The organism is Rathayibacter sp. AY1C2 (assembly GCF_002931195.1).
Classification (GTDB): Bacteria; Actinomycetota; Actinomycetes; order Actinomycetales; family Microbacteriaceae; genus Rathayibacter.
In genome coordinates, this window is the sequence record NZ_PSWG01000002.1 from 80,680 (window position 1) to 106,615 (window position 25,936).

A 25,936-nucleotide genomic window follows, 5' to 3' on the forward strand; every position below is an offset into this window, starting at 1 on the left:
GCCGGACGCTCCGCGCTACCCTGATCGGCATGACCCTCGAGCACTCCGCAGACTCCTCCGCGCCCGCCTCCGCCTGGGGCTACGGGCTCGCCACCGTGGCCGCCGACGGCACCGTCCTCGACACCTGGTTCCCGGAGCCCCGCCTCGGCACCATCCCGGCCGGCCGCGACCCCTGGATCGTGCCGGCGGAGTTCGAGGAGCAGGCCGGCGAGGATCCGCGCCGCGAGGTCCGCATCGACGTGGTCACGCTGCAGATCGACGTGCAGGCGCCGCCCGCCTCCACGTCCGACGCCTACCTGCGGCTGCACCTGCTCTCGCACCTCCTGGTCCGCCCGAACGAGGTGAACCTCGACGGCGTCTTCGCCCACCTGCCGAACGTGGTGTGGACGAACGCCGGTCCGGTCTCGCCGGAGTCGTTCACTCGCCTGCGCCCCTCGCTCCGGCGCCACGGCATCCAGGCCACCGGCATCGACAAGTTCCCGCGGCTGACCGACTACGTCACCCCGGCGAAGGTGCGCATCGCGGACACCTCGCGCGTCCGCCTCGGGGCGCATCTGGCACCCGGCACGACGGTGATGCACGAGGGCTTCGTCAACTTCAACGCCGGGACCCTCGGCAGCTCGATGGTCGAGGGGCGCATCTCGCAGGGCGTCGTGGTCGGCGACGGCTCGGACATCGGCGGCGGCGCGTCCATCATGGGCACCCTCTCGGGCGGAGGAGTGCAGCGCGTCTCGATCGGCGCGCGGGCGCTGCTGGGTGCGAACTCGGGCATCGGCATCTCCCTCGGCGACGACACCGTCGTCGAGGCCGGCCTCTACGTGACCGCCGGCACCAAGGTCGTCGTGGTCGGCGGAGCGCCGCGCGCCGACGGCGCCCCGCAGACCGTGAAGGCCGTGCAGCTCTCGGGCGTGCCGAACCTGCTCTTCCGCCGCAACTCCCTCACCGGTGCCGTCGAGGTCCTCCCCCGCACCGGCGCCGGCATCGAGCTGAACGCCGCCCTGCACGCCTGAGGGCGGGCGTCCGGCGCCGCCGGGCCCAGCAGGCGGCACCCTGGGACGAACCGTGCTGATCGAGTCCGCGGCGACCACGCCGCTCTGCGTCCCGCCTCGAAGGAGAGGTTCGAGCCTCGGACGGCCGACGAGAGGCGGGTGCGCCGCACGGCGAGAGCCCGCCTCCCCGGCGGGGACGGGCTCTCGGGGACCGGTCAGCGGTCGGTCGGCCAGTGGCGCTCGGGCGAGCCCATGTAGAGCTGCTGCGGGCGGCCGATCTTGGTCTGCTTGTCGGTGTTCATCTCGCGCCAGTGGGCGATCCAGCCGGGCAGGCGGCCGATCGCGAAGAGCACGGTGAACATCCGGGTCGGGAAGCCCATCGCCTTGTAGATGACGCCCGTGTAGAAGTCGACGTTCGGGTAGAGGCGCCGCTCCTTGAAGTAGTCGTCCTCGAGAGCGAGGGCCTCGAGCTCCATCGCTATGTCGAGCAGCGGGTCCTTCACGCCGAGGGCCTGCAGGACCTCGGAGGCGCTCTCCTTGACCAGCTTCGCGCGCGGGTCGTAGTTCTTGTACACCCGGTGGCCGAAGCCCATCAGGCGCACGCCCTCCTCCTTGTTCTTCACCCGCTCGACGAACGTCGACACGCTCTCGCCCGACTCGCGGATCCGGCCGAGCATGGTGAGCACCGCCTCGTTCGCTCCGCCGTGCAGGGGGCCGAACAGGGCGTTGATGCCTGCCGAGACGGAGGCGTAGAGGTTCGCCTCGGTCGAGCCGACGAGGCGGACGGTCGACGTCGACGCGTTCTGCTCGTGGTCCTCGTGGAGGATCAGGAGGCGGTCGAGCGCCTTCGAGAGCACCGGGTCGACCTGGTACTGCTCGGCCATCGTTCCGAAGTTGAGGCGGAGGAAGTTGTCGACGAAGCTCAGCGAGTTGTCCGGGTAGAGGAACGCCTGGCCGATCGCCTTCTTGTGGGCGTACGCCGCCATCACGGGCAGCTTCGCCAGGAGGCGGATCGTGGTGAGCTCCACCGCCTCCGGATCCTTCGGGTTGGAGCTGTCCTCGTAGTACGTCGACAGGGCCGAGACCCCGGCCGAGAGCACCGACATGGGGTGCGCGCTGTGCGGGAGCGCGTCGAAGAAGCGCTTGAGGTCCTCGTGGAGGAGCGTGTGGCGGCGGATGCGCTCGTCGAAGCCCGCGAGCTCGTCGGCCGTCGGCAGCTCGCCGTAGATGAGGAGCCAGGCCACCTCGAGGTAGGTCGCGTTGGTGGCCACCTCCTCGATCGGGTAGCCGCGGTAGCGGAGGATCCCCTGGTCGCCGTCGATGTAGGTGATCTGCGACTTGGTCGCCGCCGTGTTCACGAAGCCGTAGTCGAGCGACATGAAGCCGGTCTGCTTCGACAGGGTCGAGAAGTCGATGCTCGAGGAGCCGTCGACGCTGCGCAGGACCGGGAAGTCCGCGGTGCGGTCGCCGAAGGTGAGCGTGACCTTCTCGGGGAGCTCCTGCTCCGCCGGCGCGGGAGGCGGCGTCGTGGCGCTCCCGGTCGCGGGCTCCGTGGAGCCCACCGTCGCGGTTCCGTCGCTCTGCGTGCCGGATTCGGTCACAACGCCTCCCAGGTCGTCGCGGTCGCACCCCGGAAGCGCTCGCGCGGAGCGGGCGGCGCCGGGTCTGGATCGTGGTGCAGCCGGGGCCTCGCGAGGCGCCGTCGACCGAACCACATACAGCCTATGGGCAAAGCGGGGGCACTGTGACATCGCCCAGCGCTGGGGCCGGGGCCTTGTCGGAACCCGCCAGGATCGGCCGGGTCGAGCGCCTCAGAGGCCGCCGGACAGGCGCTCGACGGCCGCGTCGATCCGCTCGTCGGAGGCCGTCAGCGAGAGGCGCACGTGCTCGGGGAAGCCGTCCCCGTAGAAGACGCCGGGGCCCGCGAGGACGCCGAGGCGGGCGAGCCGGTCGATGGACTCCCAGGCCGGGCGGCCCTCGGTCGCCCACAGGTAGAGGCCGGCCTCGCTGCGGTCGATCCGGAAGCCCGCGGACTCGAGGGCGGGCCGGAGGCGGTCGCGGCGGGAGCGGTAGCGCTCCTTCTGCGCGGCGACGTGCTCGTCGTCGGCGAGGGCGACGATCATCGCCTCCTGCAGCGGACCGGGCACGATCATGCCCGCGTGCTTGCGGACGGTCACCAGGCGCGCGATCAGGGCCGCGTCCCCGGCGACGAAGGCGGCGCGGTACCCGGCGAGGTTCGACTGCTTGCTCAGCGAGTAGACGCCGAGGACCCCGGTGCGGTCCTCCCCCACCACGCGCGGGTCGAGGACGCTCGGGATCGGCTCGTCGGCCCAGCGGCCGTCCCAGCCGAGCTCGGCGTAGCACTCGTCCCCCGCGATCACGGCGCCCAGCTCACGGGCACGCGCGACGGCGCGCCGCAGGGCGGGCACGTCGAGCACGGCGCCGTCGGGGTTGCCGGGAGAGTTGAGCCAGACCAGGCGTGTCGTCGCGGGCCACTCGGCGGGGTCGTCGGAGGCGAGCGCCTCGGCGCCGGCGATCGCCGCGCCCATCGCGTACGTCGGGTAGGCGGCGCGCGGATGCACGACCACGTCCCCCTCCCCGAGTCCGAGGAGGAAGGGCAGCCAGGCGACGAGCTCCTTGGAGCCGATCGTCGGCAGGACCTCGTCGATCCCGAGGCCCTCGACTCCGCGCCGCCGCGCGTACCAGGCGGCGATCGCCTCGCGCAGAGCGGGGGTGCCCACGGTCGTGGGGTACGCGTGCGAGTCCGTCGCGCGGGCGAGCGCGTCGCGGATCGGGGCGGGCGTCGGGTCCACCGGCGAGCCGATCGACAGGTCGACGATCCCGCCGGGGTGCTCCGCCGCCGTGCGGGCGAAGGGCGCCATCAGGTCCCAGGGGTAGTCGGGCAGCGCGCAGAGGGCCACGGGAGCGGCCTCAGTGGCTCTGCGGAGGCAGCGCCGCGATGACCGGGTGGTCCTTGGCGATCACGCCGACCTTGGCGGCTCCGCCCGGGGAGCCGATCTCGTCGAAGAACTCGACGTTGGCCTTGTAGTAGTCGGACCACTCCTCGGGGAGGTCGTCCTCGTAGTAGATCGCCTCGACGGGGCAGACCGGCTCGCAGGCACCGCAGTCCACGCACTCGTCCGGGTGGATGTAGAGCGAGCGCTCGCCTTCGTAGATGCAGTCGACCGGGCACTCGTCGATGCAGGCGCGGTCTTTGACATCGACGCACGGAAGTGCGATCACGTAGGTCACGGTGCTCCAGGTCCCTTCGAACAGTGTCTCTATCGTACGGGGGCCGACGGGGCGTCGGCGTCCGCTGGCCGCGGGGCGGCGGCGGGAGCGGCCGCCCGCAGCCGCGGCCAGGCGATCACGACGAGGGCGATGAGGGCGGGGAGGAAGGTCCAGGCCACGCCGAGGCCGTTCGCCGGGACGAGGACGGATCCGCCGGTGCTGCGCAGGGCGAGCAGCCCGATCATCCCGAGCAGGCCCATCGCGGTGCAGAACGCGACGAACCGGTCGATGAGCACGAGGCGCAGCCCGAGCAGGAGCAGCAGCACGCCGGCGAGGGAGGCGGCGAGGCCGACCGGGAGGACGACACCGCCGACCGACACGGTGCTCTGATGGGCGACGGTCGTGATCGCTCCGACCACCGCGCCGACCAGGACTCCGGCGACGCCCGAGAGCACGCGCGATCCCAGCGTCGGACGCTCCTCCGGCAGCGGCGCCGGACGCCCCGCCTGCGCGACCGGGCGGAAGCGCTCGATGCGGCCGATGGGGAACGGCGGACCGCTCGAGAGGCGGGCATCGTCGCCCTCGACCACCAGCTGCGTCGCGTGCGCCTCGAGGGCCGCGCGCTTGCGGGCGTGGTCCTCGGCGGACAGCTCGATCACGACGTCCCCGGGGAGGGGCGGGGCCGCGTCGGGGAGGACGGCGAGGAAGCGCAGGCCCAGCAGCTCGGCGGCGCGCTCGGCGACCCGGGCGGTGCGGACGTGGTCCGGGTGGCCGTAGCCGCCGCCCGCGTCGTAGGACAGCACGACGCCCGCGTCGACCTGCCGGAGGACGGCGACGAGATCAGCCACCTCCTCGTCCTCGGGCGCGGCGGTGAAGGACGCGGGATGCACCGGCTCGAGCGGCACCGGGACGCGGCCGGGGCCCCACTGCATGCCGGAGTCCCGGTAGACCCGCGGAGCGAGGCCGGGTGCGCGGGCACCCGCCTCGCCGAGGAAGCGGTGGTCGGCGACGCCGAGGGCCGTCAGGGCGACGACGAGCTCGGTCGTCCGGTGCGCGGCCAGCTCGGCCGAGCCCTCGAGCGGAGCGAGGTCCTCGGGGATGACCTCGCCGCACTCCCCCCGCGTGGCGGTGACGACGGTGACGGAGGCGCCCTGCGCCACCAGCCGCGCCAGGGTCCCGCCCATGGTGATCGTCTCGTCGTCGGGGTGGGCGTGCACCGCCACCACCCGCTCCGCTGCTGCGTCCCGGCCCGCGTCCACTCTCCGCCTCTCGTCCTGCGCGGCCTCCGCTGCGGGCGCTTCTGGACAGCGACCGAGCAGCGGACTACAGTCGACCCGGGTTAGGCAAGGCTTACCGAACAACGGAGGCCCGCCGACCGGATCGACTCGGGGCGGGAGTCGCCCCCTCCTCGTCCACCATCGACCAAGAGAACACGCGTGCTCGCAAACTACCTCATCGGCCTCCGCGAAGGCCTCGAAGCCGGCCTCGTGGTCGGGATCCTCGTGGCCTACCTGACCAAGCTCGGCCGGCGCGACGTGCTGCCGCGGCTCTGGACCGGCATCGCCGCGGCGATCGCGATCTCGCTCGTCACCGGTGCGATCCTCACCTGGGGCCCCTCGACCCTGTCGTTCCAGGCCCAGGAGCTCATCGGCGGCGGCCTCTCGATCCTCGCGGTCGGCCTGGTCACCTGGATGATCTTCTGGATGGGCGCGAACGCCCGCAGCCTCAAGGGCGACCTCGAGTCCCGGCTCGACGGCGCCGTCGCGGGTTCGGCCCTCGGCATCGTGGTCCTCGGCTTCATCAGCGTCGGCCGCGAGGGCATCGAGACGGCGCTCTTCGTCTGGGCGAGCGTGTCCTCGAGCAGTGCGGGGTCCGGATCCAGCGCGTGGGTCGGCACGGTCGGCGCGCTGCTGGGCATCCTCAGCTCGGTCGTCATCGCGTACCTGATCTTCCGGGGCTTCGTCCGGATCGACCTCGGGCGCTTCTTCACCTGGACGGGCGGCTTCCTCATCCTCGTCGCGGCCGGCGTCCTCTCCTACGGCGTCGGCGACCTGCAGGAGGCGTCGCTCCTGCCCGGCTGGGGCACCCCGCTGTTCTCGCTCGGCCCGATCCTCCCGCCGCCCGTGACCGCGGTGGTCGGCGGCCTCTTCAACTACACGCCCGAGCCGACCGCTCTGCAGTTCGCCGCCTGGCTGCTCTACCTCGTCGTCGTCGGCGCCCTGTTCGTCCGCCAGGTCCGCCTGCGCGGCCCGCGACGAGGCAGCGCGGCCCCGGTCGCCGCTCCCGCTCCCACCTCCGTCTGACCCGCTCCGGCACCGCCGGCGCACTCGCCCCGATCCAGGAGAAGCATGTCCTCGCGCGCTCGTCCCACCCTCCCCCGCGTCACCCTCGGCCTCGCCGGCGCCGGCGCCCTGGCGCTGATCCTCACGGGCTGCGTGCCGAACACCCCCGCGTCCTCCTCCTCCGTCGCGCTCGACGTCGCGATCAGGGACGACGCCTGCGAGGTGTCGACGGCGACCGCCGAGGCGGGAGCGGTGACGTTCTCACTGACCAACGGCGGCTCGGACGTCAACGAGTTCGAGATCCTGGCCGAGGACAAGCTGCGGATCGTGGGCGAGAAGGAGAACGTGACCCCGGGCCAGAGCGTCTCCTACGTCGCTCAGCTCGAGCCGGGCACCTACTACACCGCCTGCAAGTTCCAGCAGGTCGGCGCCCCGGTGGGGCTGAGCGAGTTCACCGTGACCGGTGAGGCCACCGCGCAGTCGGCGGACGAGAAGGCGGCGACGGAGGCGGCGGTCACCAACTACGTGGCGTACGTGAAGTCGCAGGTGGGCGAGCTGCTCCCCGCGGTCGCCGAGTTCGCGCAGGCCTACGAGGCCGGCGACGACGAGAAGGCGCGCGGCCTCTTCGCGTCGACCCGCGTCTTCTACGAGCGGATCGAGCCGACCGCGGAGGCGTTCGGCGACCTCGACCCGCGCATCGACTACCGCGAGGTCGACGCCGTCGCCGAGGGCCTGGACTGGACCGGCTTCCACCGCATCGAGAAGGACCTGTGGGCCCCCGCGGAGGGTGCGCTCAACTCCGACGGCACGAGCGCGCTCCTCGACTGGGCGCCCTCCACCCCCGAGCAGCGCGCGCAGTTCGGCCAGGGCCTCGTCGACGACGTGCAGAGCCTGGCCGACCTCGTGAACGCACCCGGCTTCACCGTCTCGGTGGGCGACATCTCCAACGGCGCCATCGGCCTGCTCGACGAGGTCGCGGCCGGCAAGATCACGGGCGAGGAGGACTGGTGGTCGAGCACCGACCTCACCGACTTCGCCGCGAACGTCCAGGGCGCGGAGGTGGCGTTCGGCAACGTCGAGCCGATCGCGACCGCCAGCGGCGACGAGGGCGCCGACCTCACCGGACGGATCACGCAGCGGTTCTCCGAGCTCGACGCTCTGCTCGCGCAGTACGGCTCGATCGACTCCGGCTTCGCCGCGTACTCCACCGTCACCGCGGAGCAGAAGAAGGAGCTCTCGGACGCGGTCAACGCTCTCTCCGAGCCGCTCTCGCAGCTGACCCACACGGTGCTGGGCGTCGAGGAGCCGACCGCATAGTGGACGCCGAGCAGCACGAGGGAGCCCGGCCGACGGAGTCCGAGCAGCACGCCGACGAACCCCGCCGCCTCTCGCGGCGCGGGCTGCTCGGCCTCGTCTCGGCGGGGACGGCCGGGCTGGCCGCCGGAGTGGGCGGCACGGTGGCCGTCACATCGTCCGCGAGCGCGACGGCCTCCTCCGCCCCGCGCACCGTGCCGTTCTTCGGCGCGAACCAGGCGGGCATCACCACCGCCGCGCAGGACCGGCTGCACTTCGCCGCGTTCGACCTCGCCGCGGGCACCACGCGCGAGGACCTCGTCGAGCTCCTGAAGGACTGGACGCTCGCCGCCTCCCGGATGACCCAGGGCTTCGAGGTCGGCGAGAACGGCGCGGTGGACGGGCCGGACACGGCTCCTCCGGAGGACACCGGGGAGGCGCTCGGGCTCGACGCCGCGTCGCTCACCGTCACGGTCGGCTTCGGACCCACCCTCTTCACGGACGAGTCCGGCGCCGACCGCTTCGGCCTCGCCGACCGCCGGCCTCCTGAGCTGCAGGCCCTGCCCCGCTTCCGCGGCGACGCGCTCGTCCCCTCGGCCGGCGGCGGCGACCTGTGCATCCAGGCCTGCGCCGACGATCCGCAGGTCGCCGTGCACGCCATCCGCAACCTGAGCCGGATCGCGTTCGGCCGGGCCTCGCTCCGCTGGTCTCAGCTCGGCTTCGGCCGCACCTCCTCGACGTCCACCGCCCAGGCGACTCCGCGCAACCTCTTCGGCTTCAAGGACGGCACGGCGAACGTGAAGTCCGAGGAGGCCGACGCCGTCCAGGAGCACGTCTGGGTCCCCTCCTCCGACGGCCCCGCGTGGATGGTCGGCGGCAGCTACCTGGTCGCGCGGAAGATCCGGATGATCATCGAGACGTGGGACCGCAGCCAGCTGGGCGAGCAGGAGCGGGTCATCGGCCGCAGCAAGGGGTCCGGAGCGCCGCTCTCGGGCGGCACGGAGTCCACCGAGCCGGACTTCGCAGCGGCCGGCGCCACCGGTGCCCCGCTGATCGATCAGGAGTCGCACGTGCGCCTCGCGCATCCGAGCGTGAACAACGGAGTGCGGCTCCTGCGGCGCGGCTACAACTTCGTCGACGGAAACGACGAGCTCGGACGCCTGAACGCGGGGCTGTTCTTCCTCTCGTTCCAGCGCTCCCCGGAGCAGTTCGTCACCGTGCAGCGGAACCTCGCGACGGACGCGCTGAACGAGTACGTGAAGCACGTCGGCTCGGCCGTGTTCGCGGTGCCGCCCGGTGCCCGCGACGAGACCGACTTCCTCGGCTCCGGCCTCTTCGCCTGATCCCTGAGAGGACCCGCACTCCGTCCCAGGATCCGGCGGGCGCACTCCACTGCGCGCCGAAGCCTGCGCCCGTAGCGTCGTCGGCGATGTCCGGGAACAGTGCGAGAAGCGGCCTGACCAAGCGCGAGCGCCAGGAGCTCGCCCGAGCGCAGGCGCGGGAGCGCCGCGAAGCGGAGAGGCGCCGGCGGCGCCGGAACCGGCTGCTCGGGCAGGGCGGAGCGGTCGTCGGGCTCCTCGCGGTCGTGGCCCTGGTCTGCTGGAACGTCTGGTCGCAGCAGGAGGTCGCGAGCGCCGGCCCGGCGAACATGCTCAGCGACGGCATCGTCCTCGCGGGCGACGGCTCGGCCGTGTCGGCGACGACGACCGCGGCACTCGCTCCGGGAGCCTCCCCCGTCCCGACCGACGAGAGCGCCACACAAGCAGGCGGAGTCGTCGCCGTCGACCTCTACGTCGACTACCTCTGCCCGTACTGCGGGCAGTTCGAGAAGGCGAACGCCGAGCAGCTGCAGTCGTGGCTGACGAAGGGGGCGATCACGCTCGAGATCCATCCGGTGGCGATCCTCGACTCCTCCTCGGCCGGCTCCGAGTACTCCAGCCGGGCCGCGAACGCCGCGGCGTGCGTCGCCGACGAGGATCCGGACCGCTTCCTCGCCGTGAACGCGGCGCTCTTCGCGCAGCAGCCGGCGGAGGGGACGACGGGCCTCGACGACGACGCTCTGCGGGCGCTGGTGACCGGAGCGGGCGTCACCGACGACGACGTCCTCGCCTGCATGACCGGGGGCGAGTTCCGGCCCTGGGTGAAGGCCGCGACCGAGCGGGCCACCTCGCTCCCCCTCGCTAACTCCTCGCTGCCGAAGCTCGAGTCGACGCCCACCGTGCTGGTGAACGGCGAGCAGTACACGGGGAAGCCGGACGACGCGGCGGCGTTCGTCTCCTTCGTCACCTCGACGCTCGAGGCGGAGTCCTCGACCCCCTCTCCCTCTCCGAGTCCGGCGGGCTGATCCGGACCGCGAGGGACGGGATCGGCGCTGCACACTGCAGCACCGGGCGGAGACGACGAGACCGGCCGGAGCATCGCTCCGGCCGGTCTCGTCGTGGGCGGGCGCCGAGGCGCCCGGGGCTCAGCCCTGCTTCTTGAGGCGGCTCGTCATGCGCGCGCGGGCGTTCGCATCGAGCTCCACCTTGCGGATGCGGACGACCTCGGGGGTGACCTCGACGCACTCGTCCTCGCGGGCGAACTCGAGGCACTCCTCGAGCGTCAGCTGACGCGACGGCGTCATCGACTCGAAGGTGTCGGAGGTGGACTGACGCATGTTGGTCAGCTTCTTCTCCTTGGTGATGTTGACGTCCATGTCGTCGTTGCGCGAGTTCTCGCCGATCACCATGCCCTCGTAGACCTCCTCGGTGGGGTTCACGAAGAAGGTCATCCGCTCCTGGAGCGCGATGATGGCGAACGGGGTCACGACGCCGTTGCGGTCCGCGACGATCGACCCGTTGTTGCGGGTGACGATCGCGCCGGCCCACGGCTCGTAGCCGTGCAGGATCGCGTTCGCGATGCCGGTGCCGCGGGTGGTGGTGAGGAACTCGGTGCGGAAGCCGATCAGGCCGCGCGACGGGACGATGAACTCCATGCGGACCCAGCCGGTGCCGTGGTTCGACATGCCGTCCATGCGGCCCTTGCGGGCGGCGAGGAGCTGCGTGATCGCGCCGAGGTACTCCTCCGGAGCGTCGATCGTCAGGTGCTCGAAGGGCTCGTGCGTCTTGCCGTCGACCTGGCGGGTGACCACCTGGGGCTTGCCGACGGTCAGCTCGTAGCCCTCGCGGCGCATCTGCTCGACGAGGATGGCCAGCGCGAGCTCGCCGCGGCCTTGGACCTCCCACGAGTCGGGACGTCCGATGTCGACGATCTTGAGCGACACGTTTCCGATGAGCTCGCGGTCGAGGCGGTCCTTGACCATGCGCGCCGTGAGCTTGTGGCCCTTGACCTTGCCGACGAGCGGCGAGGTGTTGGTGCCGATCGTCATCGAGATCGCCGGGTCGTCGACCGTGATGGCCGGCAGCGGGCGGATGTCCTCGGGGTCGGCGATGGTCTCGCCGATGGTGATCTCGGGGAAGCCCGCGATCGCGACGATGTCGCCGGGGCCCGCGGACTCGGCCGGGTAGCGGTCGAGCGCCTTGGTGATCAGCAGCTCGGTGATGCGCGCGTTGGTGTGGGTGCCGTCGTGGTGGACCCAGGCGACCGTCTGCCCCTTCTTGATCGTGCCGTTGAAGACGCGGAGGAGGGCGAGGCGGCCGAGGAACGGCGACGCGTCGAGGTTGGTGACGTGGGCCTGGAGGGGCGCGTCGTCGTCGTAGGTCGGCGCGGGGATGTGCTTGAGGATCGCCTCGAACAGCGGCTCCAGGTCCTCGGCGTCCGGCAGCGTGCCGTCCTCGGGCTTGTTCGCCGAGGCGCGGCCGGCCTTGCCGGAGGCGTAGACCACGGGGACGTCGAGGATCGCGTCGAGGTCGAGGTCCGGCACGTCGTCGGCCATGTCGGAGGCGAGGCCGAGGAGCAGGTCCTGGCTCTCGGCGACGACCTCGTCGATGCGCGCGTCGGGGCGGTCGGTCTTGTTGACCAGGAGGATGACGGGGAGCTTCGCCTCGAGCGCCTTGCGCAGCACGAAGCGGGTCTGGGGCAGCGGGCCCTCGGACGCGTCGACGAGGAGGCAGACGCCGTCGACCATCGACAGGCCGCGCTCGACCTCGCCGCCGAAGTCGGCGTGGCCCGGGGTGTCGATGACGTTGATGGTGATGGGACCGTCGCTCGCGTGCTTGCCGCTGTACGAGACAGCGGTGTTCTTCGCGAGGATCGTGATGCCCTTCTCGCGCTCGAGCTCGTTGGAGTCCATCGCGCGCTCGTCCACGTGGGCGTGCGCGTCGAAGGAGTTCGTCTGCTTGAGCATGGCGTCGACCAGCGTGGTCTTGCCATGGTCGACGTGGGCGACGATCGCGACGTTGCGCAGGTCGGAGCGGGTGGCACTTGCCATGGATACGGACTCGTCTCGTGTTCTCGTGCAAAAGGGGGACCATCCATCGTACCGCAGCGAGGCGTCCGCACGGCGAAGGGCCCCGGATCCCCGCTCCGGAGGGCTCCGAGGAGCGCTCCAGGCGGGGCCGGGGCCCTGGTGACGGTCGGTCAGACCGCGAATTCGATGCCGGCGCCGGGGATGGCGTCGAGCAGCTCGCGGGTGTACTCCTGCTGCGGCGAGTCGAACACGGTGTCCGTCGGGGCGTGCTCGACGATCCTGCCCTTCTGCATCACGCAGACGTCGTCGGCGATCACGCGGACCACCGCCAGGTCGTGCGTGATGAACAGGTAGGTCAGCCCGAGCTCGGCCTGCAGGTCGGCGAGGAGGCGGAGGATCTGCGCCTGGACGAGGACGTCCAGAGCCGACACGGCCTCGTCGAGCACCACGATCTCCGGCTTCAGCGCGAGCGCGCGGGCGATCGCCACGCGCTGGCGCTGGCCGCCGGAGAGCTCGTTCGGGTACCGGCTCGCGATCACGCGCGGGAGGGACACCTGGTCGAGCAGCTCGAGGACGCGCTCGCGCTGCGACGTCCGGTCGCCGACCTTGTGCACCCGCAGCGGCTCCGAGATGGTGTTGCCGATGTTGTGCAGCGGGTCGAGCGAGCCGTACGGGTCCTGGAACACCGGCTGCATGGAGCGCCGGAGCGCCAGCATGTCGCGGCCCTTGAGCTTCTCGGTCCGTCGGCCGGCGATCGAGATCGCTCCGGACGTCGCCGTCTCGAGGCCCAGCACCAGGCGGGCGATCGTCGACTTGCCCGATCCGGACTCGCCCACGAGCGCCGTGGTGGTGCCCTTCGGGATCGAGAACGACACGTTGTCGACGGCGGTGAAGTCCTCGGCCTTCAGGCCGCCGCGGCGGATCTTGAAGACCTTGGTGAGGCCGTCGACCTCGATCATCGGGGCGCCCGAGGCGACCGCGCCGGCGTGGTGCGCGGCGCCCGCGCCGACCAGGTCGACCTCGCGGACGGCCTCCGACTCGCCGGGGACCGACTCCACGGCACGGCCGGCCGTCGACTGGATGCGGCGCGACGCGAGGCTGGGCGCCGCCGCGATCAGGCGCTGCGTGTAGGGGTGCTGCGGGTTCTGCAGCACCTCCACCGAGGCGCCGGACTCGACGATGCGGCCCTTGTACATGACGATGAGCTTCTCGGCGCGCTCGGCGGCGAGGCCCAGGTCGTGCGTGATGAAGAGCAGCGCGGTGCCGTCGGTCTTCGTCAGCGTCTCGAGGTGGTCGAGGATCCGGCGCTGGACCGTGACATCGAGCGCCGAGGTGGGCTCGTCGGCGATCAGCAGCTGGGGAGCCGCGGCCAGGCCGATGCCGATCAGCACGCGCTGGCGCATGCCGCCCGAGAACTGGTGCGGGAACTGCTTGAGGCGCTTCTCCGCGTCGGCGAGGCCCGCGTTCTGCAGGACCTCGATCGCCTTGGCGCGCACCTCCTTGCGACCGGTCGCGAGGCCGTTGGCCTTGATGGTCTCCTCGACCTGGAAGCCGACCGACCACACGGGGTTCAGGTTCGACATCGGGTCCTGCGGGACGTAGCCGATCCGGCGGCCGCGGATGTCCTCGAGCTCGGTCCTCGTCGCCTTCGCGAGGTCCTTGCCGTCGAACAGCACGGAGCCGGCGGTGACCTGGCCGGTGCCGGGGAGCAGGCCGATGATCGCGGCGGCGGTCGTCGACTTGCCGGAGCCCGACTCCCCCACGATCGCGACGGTCTGGCCGTGCTCGATCGTGAGGCTCACGCCGCGGAGGGCGGGGACCAGTCCGCTGCCGGTCTGGAAGCCGACCTCGAGGTCGGTGACCTCGAGCAGCGGGCCGTGCGGTGCGTTCGGTGTCGTGGCGGTCATCGGAGGGCCCTCGCCTTCGGGTCGAGCGCGTCGCGGAGCGATTCGCCGAGGAGGATGAAGCTCAGCACCGTGACCGTCAGGGCGATCGACGGGTAGATCAGCGTCTGCGGGTTGGTGCGCAGATCGCGCTGGGCCTGGCTGATGTCGTTGCCCCACGACATGACCGAGCCGGGAAGGCCGACGCCGAGGAACGACAGCGTCGCCTCCGCGGTGATGGCCGCGCCGAGCGAGATCGTCGTGACGACGATGACGGGAGCGATCGAGTTCGGCAGCACGTGCCGGAACAGGATCGCCATGCGGGAGAGGCCGGTCGCGGTGGCGGCGCCGACGAAGTCGGCCTGCTTCACGCGGAGGACCTCGGAGCGCAGGACGCGCGCCGTCGTCGGCCAGGCGAACGCGCCGATCGCCAGGGCGATGACGAACACGTTCCGGTAGGCCGAGAAGACGGACATGATGACGACCGCGGCGAGGATGTAGGGGATCGAGAAGAAGATGTCGCCGAGGCGCATGATCACGGTGTCGACCCAGCCGCCGAAGAAGCCGGCCAGAGCGCCGCCGATGACGCCGGAGACCGTCGTGATCACGATCACGATGAGGCCGACGGTCAGCGACGTGGACGTGCCGTGGATGATCCGCGAGAAGACGTCGCACCCCTGCTTGGTGTAGCCGAGCAGGCTGCCGTCGCCGGGGCCCTGGTTGCTGAACGAGAGCGCGCACTGGCGGGGGTCCACCGAGGTGAACAGGCCCGGGAACAGCGCGACGGCGATGATGACGAGGATCAGGACGCCCGAGATCCAGAACATGGGCCGCTTGCGCAGGTCGCGCCACGCGTCGGTCCAGAGGTTGCTGGGCTTCTCGTCGAGGCTGACGGCGTCGACCGACGCGATCGGCGTCTCCTCGAGCGGGGCCACGAAGTGGTCGATGCGGCGGGCCTTCTGCGCGCCGCCGGTGGACTCATTTGGCATAGCGGATCCTCGGGTCGAGTACGGCGTAGAGCAGGTCGACGAGGATGTTCACCACGAGGTAGAACAGCACCATGACCGTGACGAAGGAGACGACGGTCGGCCGCTCACCTCGGATGATCGCCTGATAGAGCGTGTTCCCGACTCCGGGAACGTTGAAGATGCCCTCGGTCACGGTCGCGCCGACGATCAGGAGGCCGAAGTCGGCTCCGAACTGCGTCGTGACCGGGATGAGCGAGTTGCGCAGGACGTGCACGGGGATGACGCGGCGTCGCGAGAGCCCCTTGCTGTACGCGGTGCGGACGAAGTCCGAGCCGGCCGTCTCGATGACCGAGCCGCGCGTGAGGCGGATGGCCGAGGCGACCACGAAGAGGGCGAGCACGATCGCGGGCAGCAGCAGCCTCTGGAACGACGCGTCGGCTCCGACGGTCGGAGGGAACCATCCCAGCTGGATCGCGAAGAAGGACTGCGCGATGAAGCAGAGCACGAAGATCGGCACCGACACGAGCAGGAGGCTGACGACCAGCGCGCTCGCGTCGAAGAAGCTGCCCTTGCGCAGACCGCTGATGAGACCGATGGTCAGCGCGACGACGATCTCGATGACGATCGCCATCATGGCGAGCGTCAGGGTGACCGGGAAGGTGCGGGCGAGGATCTCGTTGACGGACTGGCCGGAGAACGAGATGCCGAAGTCGCCGCGGACGACGCCTCCCAGGTAGTACAGGTACTGGACGAAGAAGGGCTCGTTCAGGTGGTACTGCTCCTCGAGGCGGGCGAGGAGTGCGGGGCTCGGCGTCTTGTCGCCGAAGAGCGACAGGAGCGGGTTCCCCGGCATGGAGAAGACCATGAAGTAGATGAGGAACGTGGTGCCGATGAGCACGGGGACGGCTTGCAGGATGCGTCGGACGATGTAGGCGAGCATGTCAGCCCAGCCGGTTCCGGAGTCGCATGGATGGGGACCTCATTCGATTGTGACCGAAACAGGGCGCTCCGCCCGTGCCGTGACCTGGTGGCCGACGGCACGGGCGAAGCGCCCCAGTGGTTCGAGCTTAGTTCTTGGTGATCTCGTAGTAGAGCGGCACCGAGTTCCAGCCGAACTCGACGTTCGACACGCCCTCGCCGTAGCCGCCGGTCACGTTCGCGTACCACAGGGGCAGCGACGGGAGGTCCTTCAGGAGGATCTCCTGGGCCTGCTGGAACGTCTTGTTCGCAGCATCGGCGTCGGCGTCCGACAGGCCCTGCTGGAGCAGGGTGTCGAACTCGGGGTTCGAGTAGTCGCCGTCGTTGGACGAGGCGCCGGTCACGTAGAGCGGTCCGAGGAAGTTGTAGAGGCTCGGGTAGTCGGCCTGCCATCCGGTCCGGAACGCGGTCTCGATCGAGCGGTCGACGATCTTGGTGCGCGCCTCGGCGAAGGTCGGGTACGCGTCGCCCTCGGCGTCGATGCCCAGCGTGTTCTTGATCGAGTTGGTCACCGCGTCGACCCAGCCCTGGTGGCCGCCGTCGGCGTTGTAGGCGATCTTGAAGGTGCCGTCCCAGGGGCTGATCGCGTCGGCCTGAGCCCACAGCGCCTTGGCCTCGTCGGGGTTGTACTCGAGCACGTCGGCGCCGGAGAGGGCGTCGCTGTAGCCGTCGATCACCGGGGAGGTGAAGTCGGAGGCCGGGGTGCGGGTGCCCTCGAAGATCACGTCGGTGATCTCCTTGCGGTCGAAGGACATCGAGATCGCCTGGCGGCGGAGCTGGCCCTCCTCGCCGTCGAAGTGCGGGAGACGGCCCGGGATGGTGAAGGACTGGAACACGGCCGAGGGCTGGTTCACGGCGCGGTCGCCGAGGTCGCTCTCGAAGGTGCCGAAGGCGGAGTCCGGGATCTGGTCGATCACGTCGACGTTGCCGCCGAGGAGGTCGGCGTAGGAGGCGTCCTGGGTGGCGTAGAAGACGATCTTCAGGCCGCCGTTCTGGGCCTCGCGGGGGCCGGTGTACTCGTCGTTCTTGACGAGCTCGATCTGGACGTCGTGCTGCCACGCGTCGTCGCCGTCGAGCTTGTACGGGCCGTTGCCGATCGGGTTCTCACCGAAGGCGGCCATGTCGTCGAACGCGGCGGCGGGCAGCGGGTAGTACGCCGAGTAGCCGAGGCTGATCGGGAAGTCCGACTGCGGGGACTTGAGCGCGACGGTGAAGGTGGTGTCGTCCACGGCCTTGAGGCCGGTGAGCTCGCTGTCCTCGGTGTCGCTGAAGCCCTCGAAGTTCGAGAAGAACGACGCGCTGAGCTGGTTGTTCGACAGCTTGGCGCCGTAGTTCCAGGCGTCGATGAACGAGCTGGAGGTGACCGGGTCGCCGTTCGTGAAGGTCAGGCCCGACTTGATCTTGATCGTGTAGTTCTGCGCGTCGTCCGACTCGATGGACTCGGCGACGTCGTTCTCGGGGGCGCCCTTGGCGTCGTAGTAGACCAGGCCCGCGAAGATCTCGTCGAGGATCTTGCCGCCGCCCACCTCGTTGGTGTTCGTCGGGATCAGCGGGTTCTGCGGCTCGGAGCCGTTCGTGGAGATGATCGCGGCGGCGTCGCCTCCCGATGCACCTCCGCCCGAGTCGTTCGAGCTGCTGCAGCCGGCCAGGACCAGCGTGCTCGCGGCGACGAGCGCCAGAGCCCCGAATCCGTAACGTCTGATGTTCACTATTCCTCCAGTGATGTGGGGGCGCGCGAGAAGTGGTTTCCCTGACGCGTGGAGTGCCGTGCGCGTGGCGACGGCGGCGGCGCACGAGACTGGTGGCCGTCGCGCGGATGCCTTCAACGAGACTATGTATTCGCCCGCTATCTGCACAAAAGCATGTGGCAACCGTTACACAGCGGTAACCGGGAGGTGGAATCCTTGCGCTGTTCTGCACGAAACGTGCGTACCGGGCGGCCGTCGCGCAACACATCGACTTCAGAGGAGACGCACGGAGTGTCCACCGACCTGTCAGGATCCGCGCCCGGACGGCGCCGGATCCGCATCGAGATCCTGCTGGTCCTCGGGCTCTCGCTGGGCGCCTCCGCGGTCTACTCGGTGGTCTCCATCGCCAACCGGCTCACCCGCTCGACCGCACTGGCCGACCAGACCGCGACGATCAACGGCGCCCTCAGCGACCGCCCGGGCTTCGACCTCGTCTACCAGCTGCTCGCGCTCTTCTTCGACCTGGTGCCGGTGGCCCTCTGCGCGTTCCTGCTCTGGCAGAGCTCGGGCCGTCCGCTCGGGCGCCTGGGGCTCGACCTGCGCCGGCCGTTCGCGGACCTGGGGACCGGGACCGTCCTCGCGGTGGCGATCGGCGCGCCGGGCATCGCGCTGTACGCCGTCGGACGCGCGCTGGGCATCACCGTGGCGGTGGTGGCCTCGCCGCTGGACGCGTACTGGTGGACGGTGCCGGTGCTCGTGCTCTCCGCGATCCGGGCGGGAGTGCAGGAGGAGGTCGTCGTGATCGGGTACCTCTTCGCCCGCCTGGGCGATCTGGGCTGGGGGCGGTGGCGGATCCTGGTGACCAGTGCGCTGCTCCGGGGCAGCTACCACCTGTACCAGGGCATCGGGCCCTTCATCGGGAACGTGGTCATGGGCCTGGTGTTCGGACTGTTCTACCAGCGCTTCGGCCGCACCCTGCCCCTGGTGATCGCCCACTCGATCATCGACATCGTCTCGTTCGTCGGGTACCCGTTGGCCGTCGCCCTCTGGCCCGAGCTGTTCGCGCCGCCGGCTCCGCGGACGTGACGTCGGACCGATCGCATCCGAGGAGCCGCAGGACCGCGCCGCGGCTCTCCACTGCCGCGGCGTGACGCCCGCACGGTGGAGCTGCTCGCTCGTCGCTACTCCGTCGAGCCCTGCCGGCACCTCCACCACGCGTTCCCCACGGTCGGGCTCCCTCGTGCATCGGGGTCGCCGTGCGCCGTTCCCCCCGGATCGGGAGGACTGCGACCCACTCCGCGCCTGTGAGGGACCGACCGTGTCTGCAACCGAGGGTCGAAGAGCCGAGGACGGGCTCGGGGCTCCGTTCCTGCTCTCTCACCCTCGGTTGCGGACGAGCGCGTGCGGGCGGATCAGGCGAAGGCCTCGATGGGCGGGCAGGCGCAGACGAGGTTGCGGTCGCCGTAGGCCTGGTCGATCCGGCGGACCGGCGGCCAGTACTTGCCGCGCACCAGCGAGCGGACCGGGTAGACGGCCTCCTCGCGGCTGTACGGGTGCGTCCACTCCTCGGCCGTCAGGCACTCGGCGGTGTGCGGGGCGCCGCGCAGCGGGTTGTCGTCCACCGGCCACTCCCCCGCGCCGACGCGGTCGGCCTCCGCCCGGATCCCGATCATCGCGTCGATGAAGCGGTCGATCTCGGCGAGGTCCTCGCTCTCCGTCGGCTCGACCATCAGGGTCCCGGCGACGGGGAAGCTCATGGTCGGGGCGTGGAAGCCGTAGTCGACGAGGCGCTTGGCGACGTCGTCCACGGTCACTCCGGTCGCCGCCGTCAGCGGACGGATGTCGAGGATGCACTCGTGGGCGACGAGCCCGTTGTCCCCCGTGTAGAGCACCGGGTAGTGCTCGCGGAGGCGCGCGGCGACGTAGTTGGCCGAGAGGACGGCCGCCCCGGTCGCGGCCCGCAGGCCCTCCTCGCCCATCATCCGGGCGTACGCCCACGAGATCGGCAGGATGCCGGGGCTGCCGTAGGGCGCTGCCGACACCGGTGCGCCGCCGTGGACGATCCGCTCGCCCTGCGTGCCCACGCCGTGCTCGAGCCGCTGCGCGAGCGGGTGGCCGGGCAGGAACGGCGCGAGGTGCGCCTTCGCGGCGACGGGACCGACGCCGGGACCGCCTCCGCCGTGCGGGATGCAGAACGTCTTGTGCAGGTTGAGGTGCGAGACGTCGCCGCCGAAGTCTCCGAAGCGGGCGAAGCCCAGGAGCGCGTTGAGGTTCGCGCCGTCCACGTACACCTGTCCGCCGGTCTCGTGGACGAGGCGGCAGATCTCGGCGACCTCGTGCTCGTAGACGCCGTGGGTCGACGGGTAGGTGATCATCAGCGCGGCGAGGGAGCCCGCGTGCTCGGCGATCTTCGCCCGGAGGTCGTCCAGGTCGACGTTGCCGAGCTCGTCGCAGGCCACGACGACGACGCGCATGCCGGCGAGGACCGCGCTCGCGGCGTTGGTGCCGTGAGCGCTCGAGGGGATCAGGCAGACCGTGCGGTCCTCGTCGCCGTTCGACCGGTGCCAGCCGCGGATAGCCAGCAGGCCCGCGAGCTCGCCCTGCGAGCCGGCGTTGGGCTGGAGCGACACGGAGTCGTAGCCGGTGAGGTGGGCGAGCCACCCCTCCAGCTGGTCGATCAGCGCCAGGGAGCCCTGCACGTCCGCCTCGGGGGCGAACGGGTGCAGGTCCGCGAACTCGGGCCAGCTGACCGCCTCCATCTCGGTGGCGGCGTTGAGCTTCATGGTGCAGGAGCCGAGCGGGATCATTCCGCGGTCCAGCGCGTAGTCCGAGTCGGCGAGGCGCTTGAGGTAGCGCATCATCGAGGTCTCGCTGTGGTGGCTGCTGAAGACCGGGTGCACGAGGAAGGGCGTGCGGCGGTCGAGCTCGGCGGGGATGCTCCGCGCGGAGCCGCCGAGGAAGCCGAACGACGAGTCCAGCTGCCCGACGGCGGTCGCGACGGCGATCACCTCGAGGTCGGTGACCGTCTCGTCGATCGACACCGAGACCGTGTCGGCGTCGACCAGGCGCACGTCGAAGCCGGCCTCGCGGGCGCGGGCGACCGCCGCCTCCGCACCGCCGGGCACGACGACCGAGACGGTGTCGAAGAAGTCGGCGTGCCGGAGGGAGTGGCCCCGGTCGAGGAGGAGGCGCGCGAGGAGCGCGGCCCGGCCGTGCACGCGCTCGGCGATCGCGGCGAGCCCGTCCGGCCCGTGGTAGACCGCGTACATCGCGGCCATGACCGCCAGGAGGACCTGCGCGGTGCAGATGTTCGAGGTGGCCTTCTCGCGGCGGATGTGCTGCTCGCGGGCCTGGAGGGACAGGCGGTAGGCGGGGTGGCCGTCCGCATCCTGGCTGACGCCGACGAGGCGGCCGGGCAGCTGGCGCTCGAGTCCCTTGCGGACGGCGAGGTAGCCGGCGTGCGGTCCTCCGAAGCCCAGCGGGACGCCGAAGCGCTGCGTGGTGCCGACGGCGACGTCCGCGCCGAGCTCGCCCGGCGAGCGCACCAGGGTCAGCGCGAGCAGGTCGGCGGCGACGACCGCCAGGCCTCCGTGGGCCTTCGCCGCGGCGAGCACCGCCGACGGGTCCCAGAGGTGCCCGGACGCGCCGGGGTACTGCACGAGGGCGCCGAAGCACTCCGGCACCTCCGCCGCGGCGGTGCGCGAGAGCGGGAGCTCGACGATGCGGATGCCGACGGCCTCCGCGCGGCCGCGCAGCAGCGCGAGGGTCTGCGGGAGAGCGTCGGAGTCGACGACGAAGACGTCGGTGCGCGCCTTCGAGGCACGGCGCGCGAGCAGCATCGCCTCGACGACGGCGGTGCCCTCGTCGAGCATCGACGCACCGGCCGTGTCGAGGCCGGTGAGGTCGGAGACCATCGTCTGGAAGTTGATCAGCGCCTCCAGGCGCCCCTGCGAGATCTCGGGCTGGTACGGCGTGTAGGCCGTGTACCAGCTGGGGTTCTCGAGCACGTTGCGCTTGATCACGGCGGGGGTGTGCGTGCCGTAGTAGCCGAGGCCGATCATCGGCCGACGCACCGTGTTCTTCGCGGCGAGTGCGCGCAGCTCGGCGAGCGCCTCCGTCTCGGTGGCCGGAGCGGGCAGCACCCGCGGGAGGTCGCGGACCTGGATCGACTCGGGGACGGCGGCGGTGACGAGCTCCTCCACGGAGTCGTAGCCGAGAGCCGCGAGCATGGTGCGCTGCGCGTCGGCGTCGGTCCCGATGTGGCGGGACTCGAAGGCGCCGGGGGTCCTGGTGGCCGCCATCTACTCGCCGACCAGCTCGATGTAGGCGGCGGAGTCGAGGAGGCCGTCGGGCAGGGCGTCGAAGCGGACCCGGATCAGCCACCCCTCGCCGAACGGGTCGGAGTTGACGAGCTCGGGGCTGTCGACGACGGCCGTGTTGGCCTCGAGGACCTCGCCGTCGACGGGGGCGAACAGCTCGCCCACCGACTTGGTCGACTCGATCTCGCCGACGACGCTGCCGCCCTCGACGCGGGCTCCCGCCTCGGGGAGCTCGACGAAGACGACGTCGCCCAGCTTGTCCGCGGCGTAGGCGGTGATGCCGACGGTCGCGACCTCTCCGTCGACCCGGATCCACTCGTGGTCGGAGGTGTACTGCAGCTCGGTGGGCACGGCCATGTCAGTTCTTCTTTCTCGAGTAGAAGGGGAGCTCGGTGACGGTCATCGGGAGGCGCGTGCCGCGGATGTCGACGGCGAGCGCCGTCCCGGGCTGCGCGGAGGCGGGGGCGACGTAGGCCATCGCGATCGGGACGCCCAGGGTCGGCGAGAGGACTCCGCTGGTGACCACTCCGACCTCGTCGTCGCCGGAGAGGACGGTGTAGTCGGCGCGGGCGGCGCGGCGGCCCTCGCCGACGAGCCCGACGAGCACGGGAGCGTCTCCGGAGGGACCCTCCTCGCTGGCCGCGCGGCCGACGAAGTCGATCGGCTTCCCGAAGGCGACGACGCGGCCGAGGCCGGCCTGTGCGGGGAAGACGTCGCGGGAGAGTTCGTGGCCGTAGAGCGGCATGCCCGCCTCGAGGCGGAGGGTGTCGCGGGCGGCGAGGCCGGCGGGGACGAGGCCCGCTCCGGCGCCGGTCTCGGCGAGAGCCTGCCAGAGCGTGGGAGCGGAGTCGGGCGAGACGTAGATCTCGAAGCCGTCCTCGCCTGTGTACCCGGTGCGCGCGATCAGGATCGGGTGCGCCTCGAAGGTCGCGGGCACGGCGCGGTAGTAGCGCAGCTCCGCGAGGAGGCGGGCGGCGTCGTCCGTGTCGAGCACGGACTCCGCTCCCCGCTCGGTCTCGACGGCGAGGCCCTGGACGTTCTGCAGGATCTCGAGCGAGTGCGGTCCCTGCAGCGCGATGAGGGCGACGTCGTCGCTCTCGTCGAACAGCTCGCACTCGAACATCGCGGTGCGGTCGCGGAGCGTCTCGACGACGATGTGCCGGTTGGCCGCGTTCGCGACGACCATGAAGCGGTCCTCGCCGGTGCGGTAGACGACGAGGTCGTCGATCACGCCGCCCGTGCGCTCCAGGAGGAGGGTGTACTTCGCGCGGCCGGCGGCGACGGCCGAGATGTCGCTCGCCAGCGCGTAGTCGAGGGCGTCGACCGCCTCAGGGCCGACGACGAGGATCTCGGCCATGTGCGAGAGATCGAAGAGGCCGGCGGCGGTGCGCACGGCGTGGTGCTCGGCGAGGTCGCCGGAGTAGCGGACCGGCATCTGCCATCCGGCGAAGTCGGTGAAGGACGCGCCGGCGGCGACGTGCACCTCGTGCAGGGGCGAGTAGCGGGCTTCGGGGCTGGTCGTCGGGGTCTCGGACATGAGTTCTCCATTTCGTCGCAGTGCTGGACTCGCGCCGCGTTCGCGGCAGAGCACAGCAGTGCCGTGGGAACTCCCCCTCTGTCGTGGAGCCTGAGAGATTCGCGCCGCCCCGAGGGGTCGAGCGCTTTCACCATGGGCGGATCCGAGCGGATCGCTTTCCAGAGTGGCCAGTTCGACGCGGTACAAGACCTGAGAGATTGGCGGGGAGGCTTGCTCCTTCGGTGCCGACCGGAGTCGGCTCTCCCGCGTCGCGTATTGCGGCCCGGTATTCGGTTGTGCGGTCAGCCTAGCGGGCGGGGCGGGCCCGTAGCGGCGTGTCGCTTCTCCCGCTAGGTGTTCAGGTGTTGGTGACACTAAGGTGATCCCAGCACTTACAGTCGGTGCGACTCTTAGTAGGGGGCATCGGATGCCGGACGTGCAGCTCGCCGTGTCGACGGTGATCTTCGCCCTGCGGCCGCACCCGGAGACCGGAGCGAGCACCGTCTGGATCCCCGTCGTCCGGCGCATCCGCGAGCCGTTCGAGGGACTCTGGGCACTGCCCGGCGGACCGCTGCATCCGGACGAGGACCTCGCCGAGTCGGCCCGCCGCACTCTCCGCGAGACCACGGGCCTGGCTCCGCGCTACCTCGAGCAGCTCTACGCCGTCGGCGGCACCGACCGCTCCCCCGGTGAGGACCGCGTCGTGTCGATCGTCTACTGGGCGCTCGTGCGCTCCGCCGAGGCCGACGAGGCCATCGTGGGAGAGAACGTCGCCTGGCTCTGCACCGATCTGCCGCTCGAGCTCGCCTTCGACCACGGACTGATCGTCGACTACGCCCTCTGGCGCCTGCGCAACAAGATGGAGTACTCCCGCATCGCGCAGGCCTTCCTCGGCGGCGCCTTCACCCTGTCCCAGCTGCGGGAGGTCCACGAGGCCGTCCTGCAGAAGCCCCTCGACCCGGCCAACTTCCGCCGGACGATCGAGAGCTCCGGCACCGTGGTGCCCACCGGGGAGCGCCTGACGGGCACCCGCCACCGTCCCCCGCGCCTCTACCGCTACGACGAGTCGGCGGCGCTCGTCGACAACGGCCCGCTGCCCGTCTGAGCGCGCCGCCCGACTCCCCCACCCGCCTCACGAGGAGAACACCGTGACATCCGTCGACAGCACCATCCGGCTCATCGAGGGCGGCTCCGCGCCCGGCGCCACCTGCGCGCCCGAGCTCGCGGAGGCCCCCTGGTCGTTCGACCTCGGCCTGCCCGCCTACGGGCCCGGCGCCTCCCAGGCCGACCCGATCCCGGCCGACGCCCCGGTCCAGGGACGTCTGCCGGAGGAGTACACGACGGCGAGCGCCGACGAGCTGCACCACCGCATCCTCGCGGCGAAGGAGACGCTCGGCGAGCGGGTCGTCGTGCTCGGGCACTTCTACCAGCGGGACGAGGTGGTGCAGTACGCCGACTACGTGGGCGACTCGTTCCAGCTGGCGAAGGCGGCGACGAGCCGGCCCGACGCCGAGGCCATCGTCTTCTGCGGCGTGCACTTCATGGCGGAGACGGCCGACATCCTCTCCGGACCGGAACAGGCCGTGATCCTCCCGAACCTGGCGGCCGGCTGCTCGATGGCGGACATGGCCGACATCGACTCCGTCGAGGACGCCTGGGCCGAGCTCACCGAGCTCTACGGCACCGAGCCGGACGCCGACGGCCGCGTGCCGCTCGTCCCGGTCACGTACATGAACTCCTCCGCCGCGCTGAAGGCGTTCTGCGGCCGAAACGGAGGCGTGGTCTGCACCTCCTCGAACGCGGCGACCGTGCTCGAGGACGCGTTCGCGCGCGGGCAGCGGGTGCTGTTCTTCCCCGACCAGCACCTCGGCCGCAACACCGCCAAGGCGATGGGCGTGCCGCTGGAGCGGATGCCGATGTGGAACCCGCGGAAGCCGCAGGGCGGCTCCGACACCGCGACGCTCCTGGACGCGCAGGTGATCCTCTGGCACGGCTTCTGCTCGGTGCACAAGCGCTTCACGACGGCCCAGATCGCGAAGGCGCGCGCCGAGCACCCGGGCGTGCGCGTGATCGTGCACCCGGAGTGCCCGATGGCGGTCGTCGATGCGGCCGACGAGTACGGCTCGACCGACTACATCGTGAAGGCGATCCAGGCGGCACCCGCGGGATCGACCTTCGCGATCGGCACCGAGATCAACCTGGTGCAGCGCCTCGCCGTCCAGTACCCGCAGCACACGATCTTCTGCCTCGACGACGTGGTCTGCCCCTGCTCGACCATGTACCGCATCCACCCCGGCTACCTCGCCTGGGTGCTCGAGGGACTGGTCGCGGGGACGGTGCTCAACCGCATCGAGGTCGCGGAATCGGTGCAGGCCGAGGCGCGCATCGCCCTCGAGCGGATGCTCGCGACCGTTCCGCCCGCCGGGCCGGCGGCGGTCTGA

20 protein-coding genes and 1 riboswitch are annotated in these 25,936 nt (G+C 71.2%); of the genes, 8 read left to right on the forward strand and 12 right to left on the reverse strand.

The features are described 5' to 3' along the window. Positions 1 to 29: 29 nt before the first annotated feature. Positions 30 to 1,010 carry a 2,3,4,5-tetrahydropyridine-2,6-dicarboxylate N-succinyltransferase gene (dapD, locus tag C5C55_RS02020; RefSeq protein WP_104232738.1) on the forward strand — a complete coding sequence of 327 codons (981 nt, stop codon included), beginning with the start codon at positions 30 to 32 and terminating at the stop codon, positions 1,008 to 1,010. A gap of 194 nt (positions 1,011 to 1,204) precedes the next feature. Here dapD and C5C55_RS02025 read toward each other — a convergent pair whose 3' ends face one another. From C5C55_RS02025 to C5C55_RS02040, 4 genes are all read right to left on the reverse strand, one after another. Then, complete coding sequence (locus tag C5C55_RS02025) at positions 1,205 to 2,590, reverse strand: citrate synthase (protein WP_258059270.1); 1,386 nt, start codon at positions 2,588 to 2,590, stop codon at positions 1,205 to 1,207. A gap of 210 nt (positions 2,591 to 2,800) precedes the next feature. Beyond that, positions 2,801 to 3,910, reverse strand: coding sequence for a succinyldiaminopimelate transaminase (gene dapC, locus C5C55_RS02030; protein WP_104232739.1), 1,110 nt, complete (start codon positions 3,908 to 3,910; stop codon positions 2,801 to 2,803). A gap of 10 nt (positions 3,911 to 3,920) precedes the next feature. Next, complete coding sequence (gene fdxA / locus C5C55_RS02035) at positions 3,921 to 4,241, reverse strand: ferredoxin (RefSeq protein ID WP_104222984.1); 321 nt, start codon at positions 4,239 to 4,241, stop codon at positions 3,921 to 3,923. Positions 4,242 to 4,270: 29 nt separating this feature from the next. Next, positions 4,271 to 5,479, reverse strand: coding sequence for a PIG-L family deacetylase (locus C5C55_RS02040; protein WP_104257079.1), 1,209 nt, complete (start codon positions 5,477 to 5,479; stop codon positions 4,271 to 4,273). 177 nt (positions 5,480 to 5,656) lie between these two features. Between C5C55_RS02040 and efeU the strand changes: the two genes are divergently transcribed. The 4 genes from efeU to C5C55_RS02060 all read left to right on the forward strand — a co-directional run bounded on the left by efeU (position 5,657) and on the right by C5C55_RS02060 (position 10,139). After that, entirely contained in the window at positions 5,657 to 6,523 is an 867-nt protein-coding gene (gene efeU, locus C5C55_RS02045; protein ID WP_104232741.1) for an iron uptake transporter permease EfeU, read from the forward strand. Between the two features lie 45 nt (positions 6,524 to 6,568). Continuing rightward, complete coding sequence (efeO, locus tag C5C55_RS02050; protein WP_104232742.1) at positions 6,569 to 7,819, forward strand: iron uptake system protein EfeO; 1,251 nt, start codon at positions 6,569 to 6,571, stop codon at positions 7,817 to 7,819. Beyond that, positions 7,819 to 9,138: an iron uptake transporter deferrochelatase/peroxidase subunit gene (gene efeB / locus C5C55_RS02055; protein WP_104232743.1), complete on the forward strand. Its 1,320-nt coding sequence runs from the start codon at positions 7,819 to 7,821 to the stop codon at positions 9,136 to 9,138. Before efeO ends, efeB begins: the two co-directional genes overlap by 1 nt. A gap of 86 nt (positions 9,139 to 9,224) precedes the next feature. After that, the gene (locus tag C5C55_RS02060) at positions 9,225 to 10,139 is read left to right on the forward strand and encodes a thioredoxin domain-containing protein (RefSeq protein ID WP_104232744.1); all 915 of its coding nucleotides are present in this window, start codon (positions 9,225 to 9,227) and stop codon (positions 10,137 to 10,139) included. Positions 10,140 to 10,259: 120 nt separating this feature from the next. Here the strand turns inward: C5C55_RS02060 and typA are convergent, their stop codons facing one another. From typA to C5C55_RS02085, 5 genes are all read right to left on the reverse strand, one after another. After that, a complete protein-coding gene (typA, locus tag C5C55_RS02065) occupies positions 10,260 to 12,164 on the reverse strand; it encodes a translational GTPase TypA (protein ID WP_104222978.1) in 1,905 nt (634 codons plus the stop codon). Positions 12,165 to 12,313: 149 nt separating this feature from the next. Beyond that, positions 12,314 to 14,050 (reverse strand): ABC transporter ATP-binding protein, encoded by a 1,737-nt coding sequence (locus C5C55_RS02070; protein WP_104225543.1) that lies wholly within the window; start codon positions 14,048 to 14,050, stop codon positions 12,314 to 12,316. After that, on the reverse strand, positions 14,047 to 15,015 hold the full coding sequence (locus C5C55_RS02075) for an ABC transporter permease (protein WP_104222976.1): 969 nt from the start codon (positions 15,013 to 15,015) through the stop codon (positions 14,047 to 14,049). Before C5C55_RS02075 ends, C5C55_RS02070 begins: the two co-directional genes overlap by 4 nt. Beyond that, complete coding sequence (locus tag C5C55_RS02080; RefSeq protein WP_104222975.1) at positions 15,005 to 15,934, reverse strand: ABC transporter permease; 930 nt, start codon at positions 15,932 to 15,934, stop codon at positions 15,005 to 15,007. The genes C5C55_RS02075 and C5C55_RS02080 overlap by 11 nt, the downstream gene beginning before the upstream one ends. A gap of 127 nt (positions 15,935 to 16,061) precedes the next feature. Next, positions 16,062 to 17,681 carry an ABC transporter substrate-binding protein gene (locus C5C55_RS02085; RefSeq protein WP_104232745.1) on the reverse strand — a complete coding sequence of 540 codons (1,620 nt, stop codon included), beginning with the start codon at positions 17,679 to 17,681 and terminating at the stop codon, positions 16,062 to 16,064. Between the two features lie 270 nt (positions 17,682 to 17,951). On the opposite strand from C5C55_RS02085, the gene C5C55_RS02090 reads away from it, so the two are divergent. Continuing rightward, positions 17,952 to 18,746, forward strand: coding sequence for a CPBP family intramembrane glutamic endopeptidase (locus C5C55_RS02090; protein ID WP_258059269.1), 795 nt, complete (start codon positions 17,952 to 17,954; stop codon positions 18,744 to 18,746). Between the two features lie 326 nt (positions 18,747 to 19,072). Here C5C55_RS02090 and gcvP read toward each other — a convergent pair whose 3' ends face one another. From gcvP to gcvT, 3 genes are read right to left on the reverse strand one after another with little or no spacing between them, the layout of a single operon-like run. Beyond that, positions 19,073 to 21,961 carry an aminomethyl-transferring glycine dehydrogenase gene (gene gcvP / locus C5C55_RS02095; protein ID WP_104232746.1) on the reverse strand — a complete coding sequence of 963 codons (2,889 nt, stop codon included), beginning with the start codon at positions 21,959 to 21,961 and terminating at the stop codon, positions 19,073 to 19,075. Then, positions 21,962 to 22,336 carry a glycine cleavage system protein GcvH gene (gene gcvH, locus C5C55_RS02100; RefSeq protein ID WP_104232747.1) on the reverse strand — a complete coding sequence of 125 codons (375 nt, stop codon included), beginning with the start codon at positions 22,334 to 22,336 and terminating at the stop codon, positions 21,962 to 21,964. It lies immediately after the preceding gene. 1 nt (position 22,337) lies between these two features. Beyond that, positions 22,338 to 23,516, reverse strand: coding sequence for a glycine cleavage system aminomethyltransferase GcvT (gene gcvT, locus C5C55_RS02105; protein WP_104232748.1), 1,179 nt, complete (start codon positions 23,514 to 23,516; stop codon positions 22,338 to 22,340). 168 nt (positions 23,517 to 23,684) lie between these two features. After that, a riboswitch (glycine riboswitch) is annotated at positions 23,685 to 23,772 on the reverse strand. A 150-nt stretch (positions 23,773 to 23,922) separates the two neighbouring features. Here gcvT and C5C55_RS02110 point away from each other — a divergent pair. After that, positions 23,923 to 24,600, forward strand: a complete 678-nt coding sequence (locus C5C55_RS02110; RefSeq protein WP_104222969.1) for an NUDIX domain-containing protein — start codon at positions 23,923 to 23,925, stop codon at positions 24,598 to 24,600. Between the two features lie 43 nt (positions 24,601 to 24,643). Then, complete coding sequence (gene nadA / locus C5C55_RS02115) at positions 24,644 to 25,936, forward strand: quinolinate synthase NadA (protein ID WP_104232749.1); 1,293 nt, start codon at positions 24,644 to 24,646, stop codon at positions 25,934 to 25,936.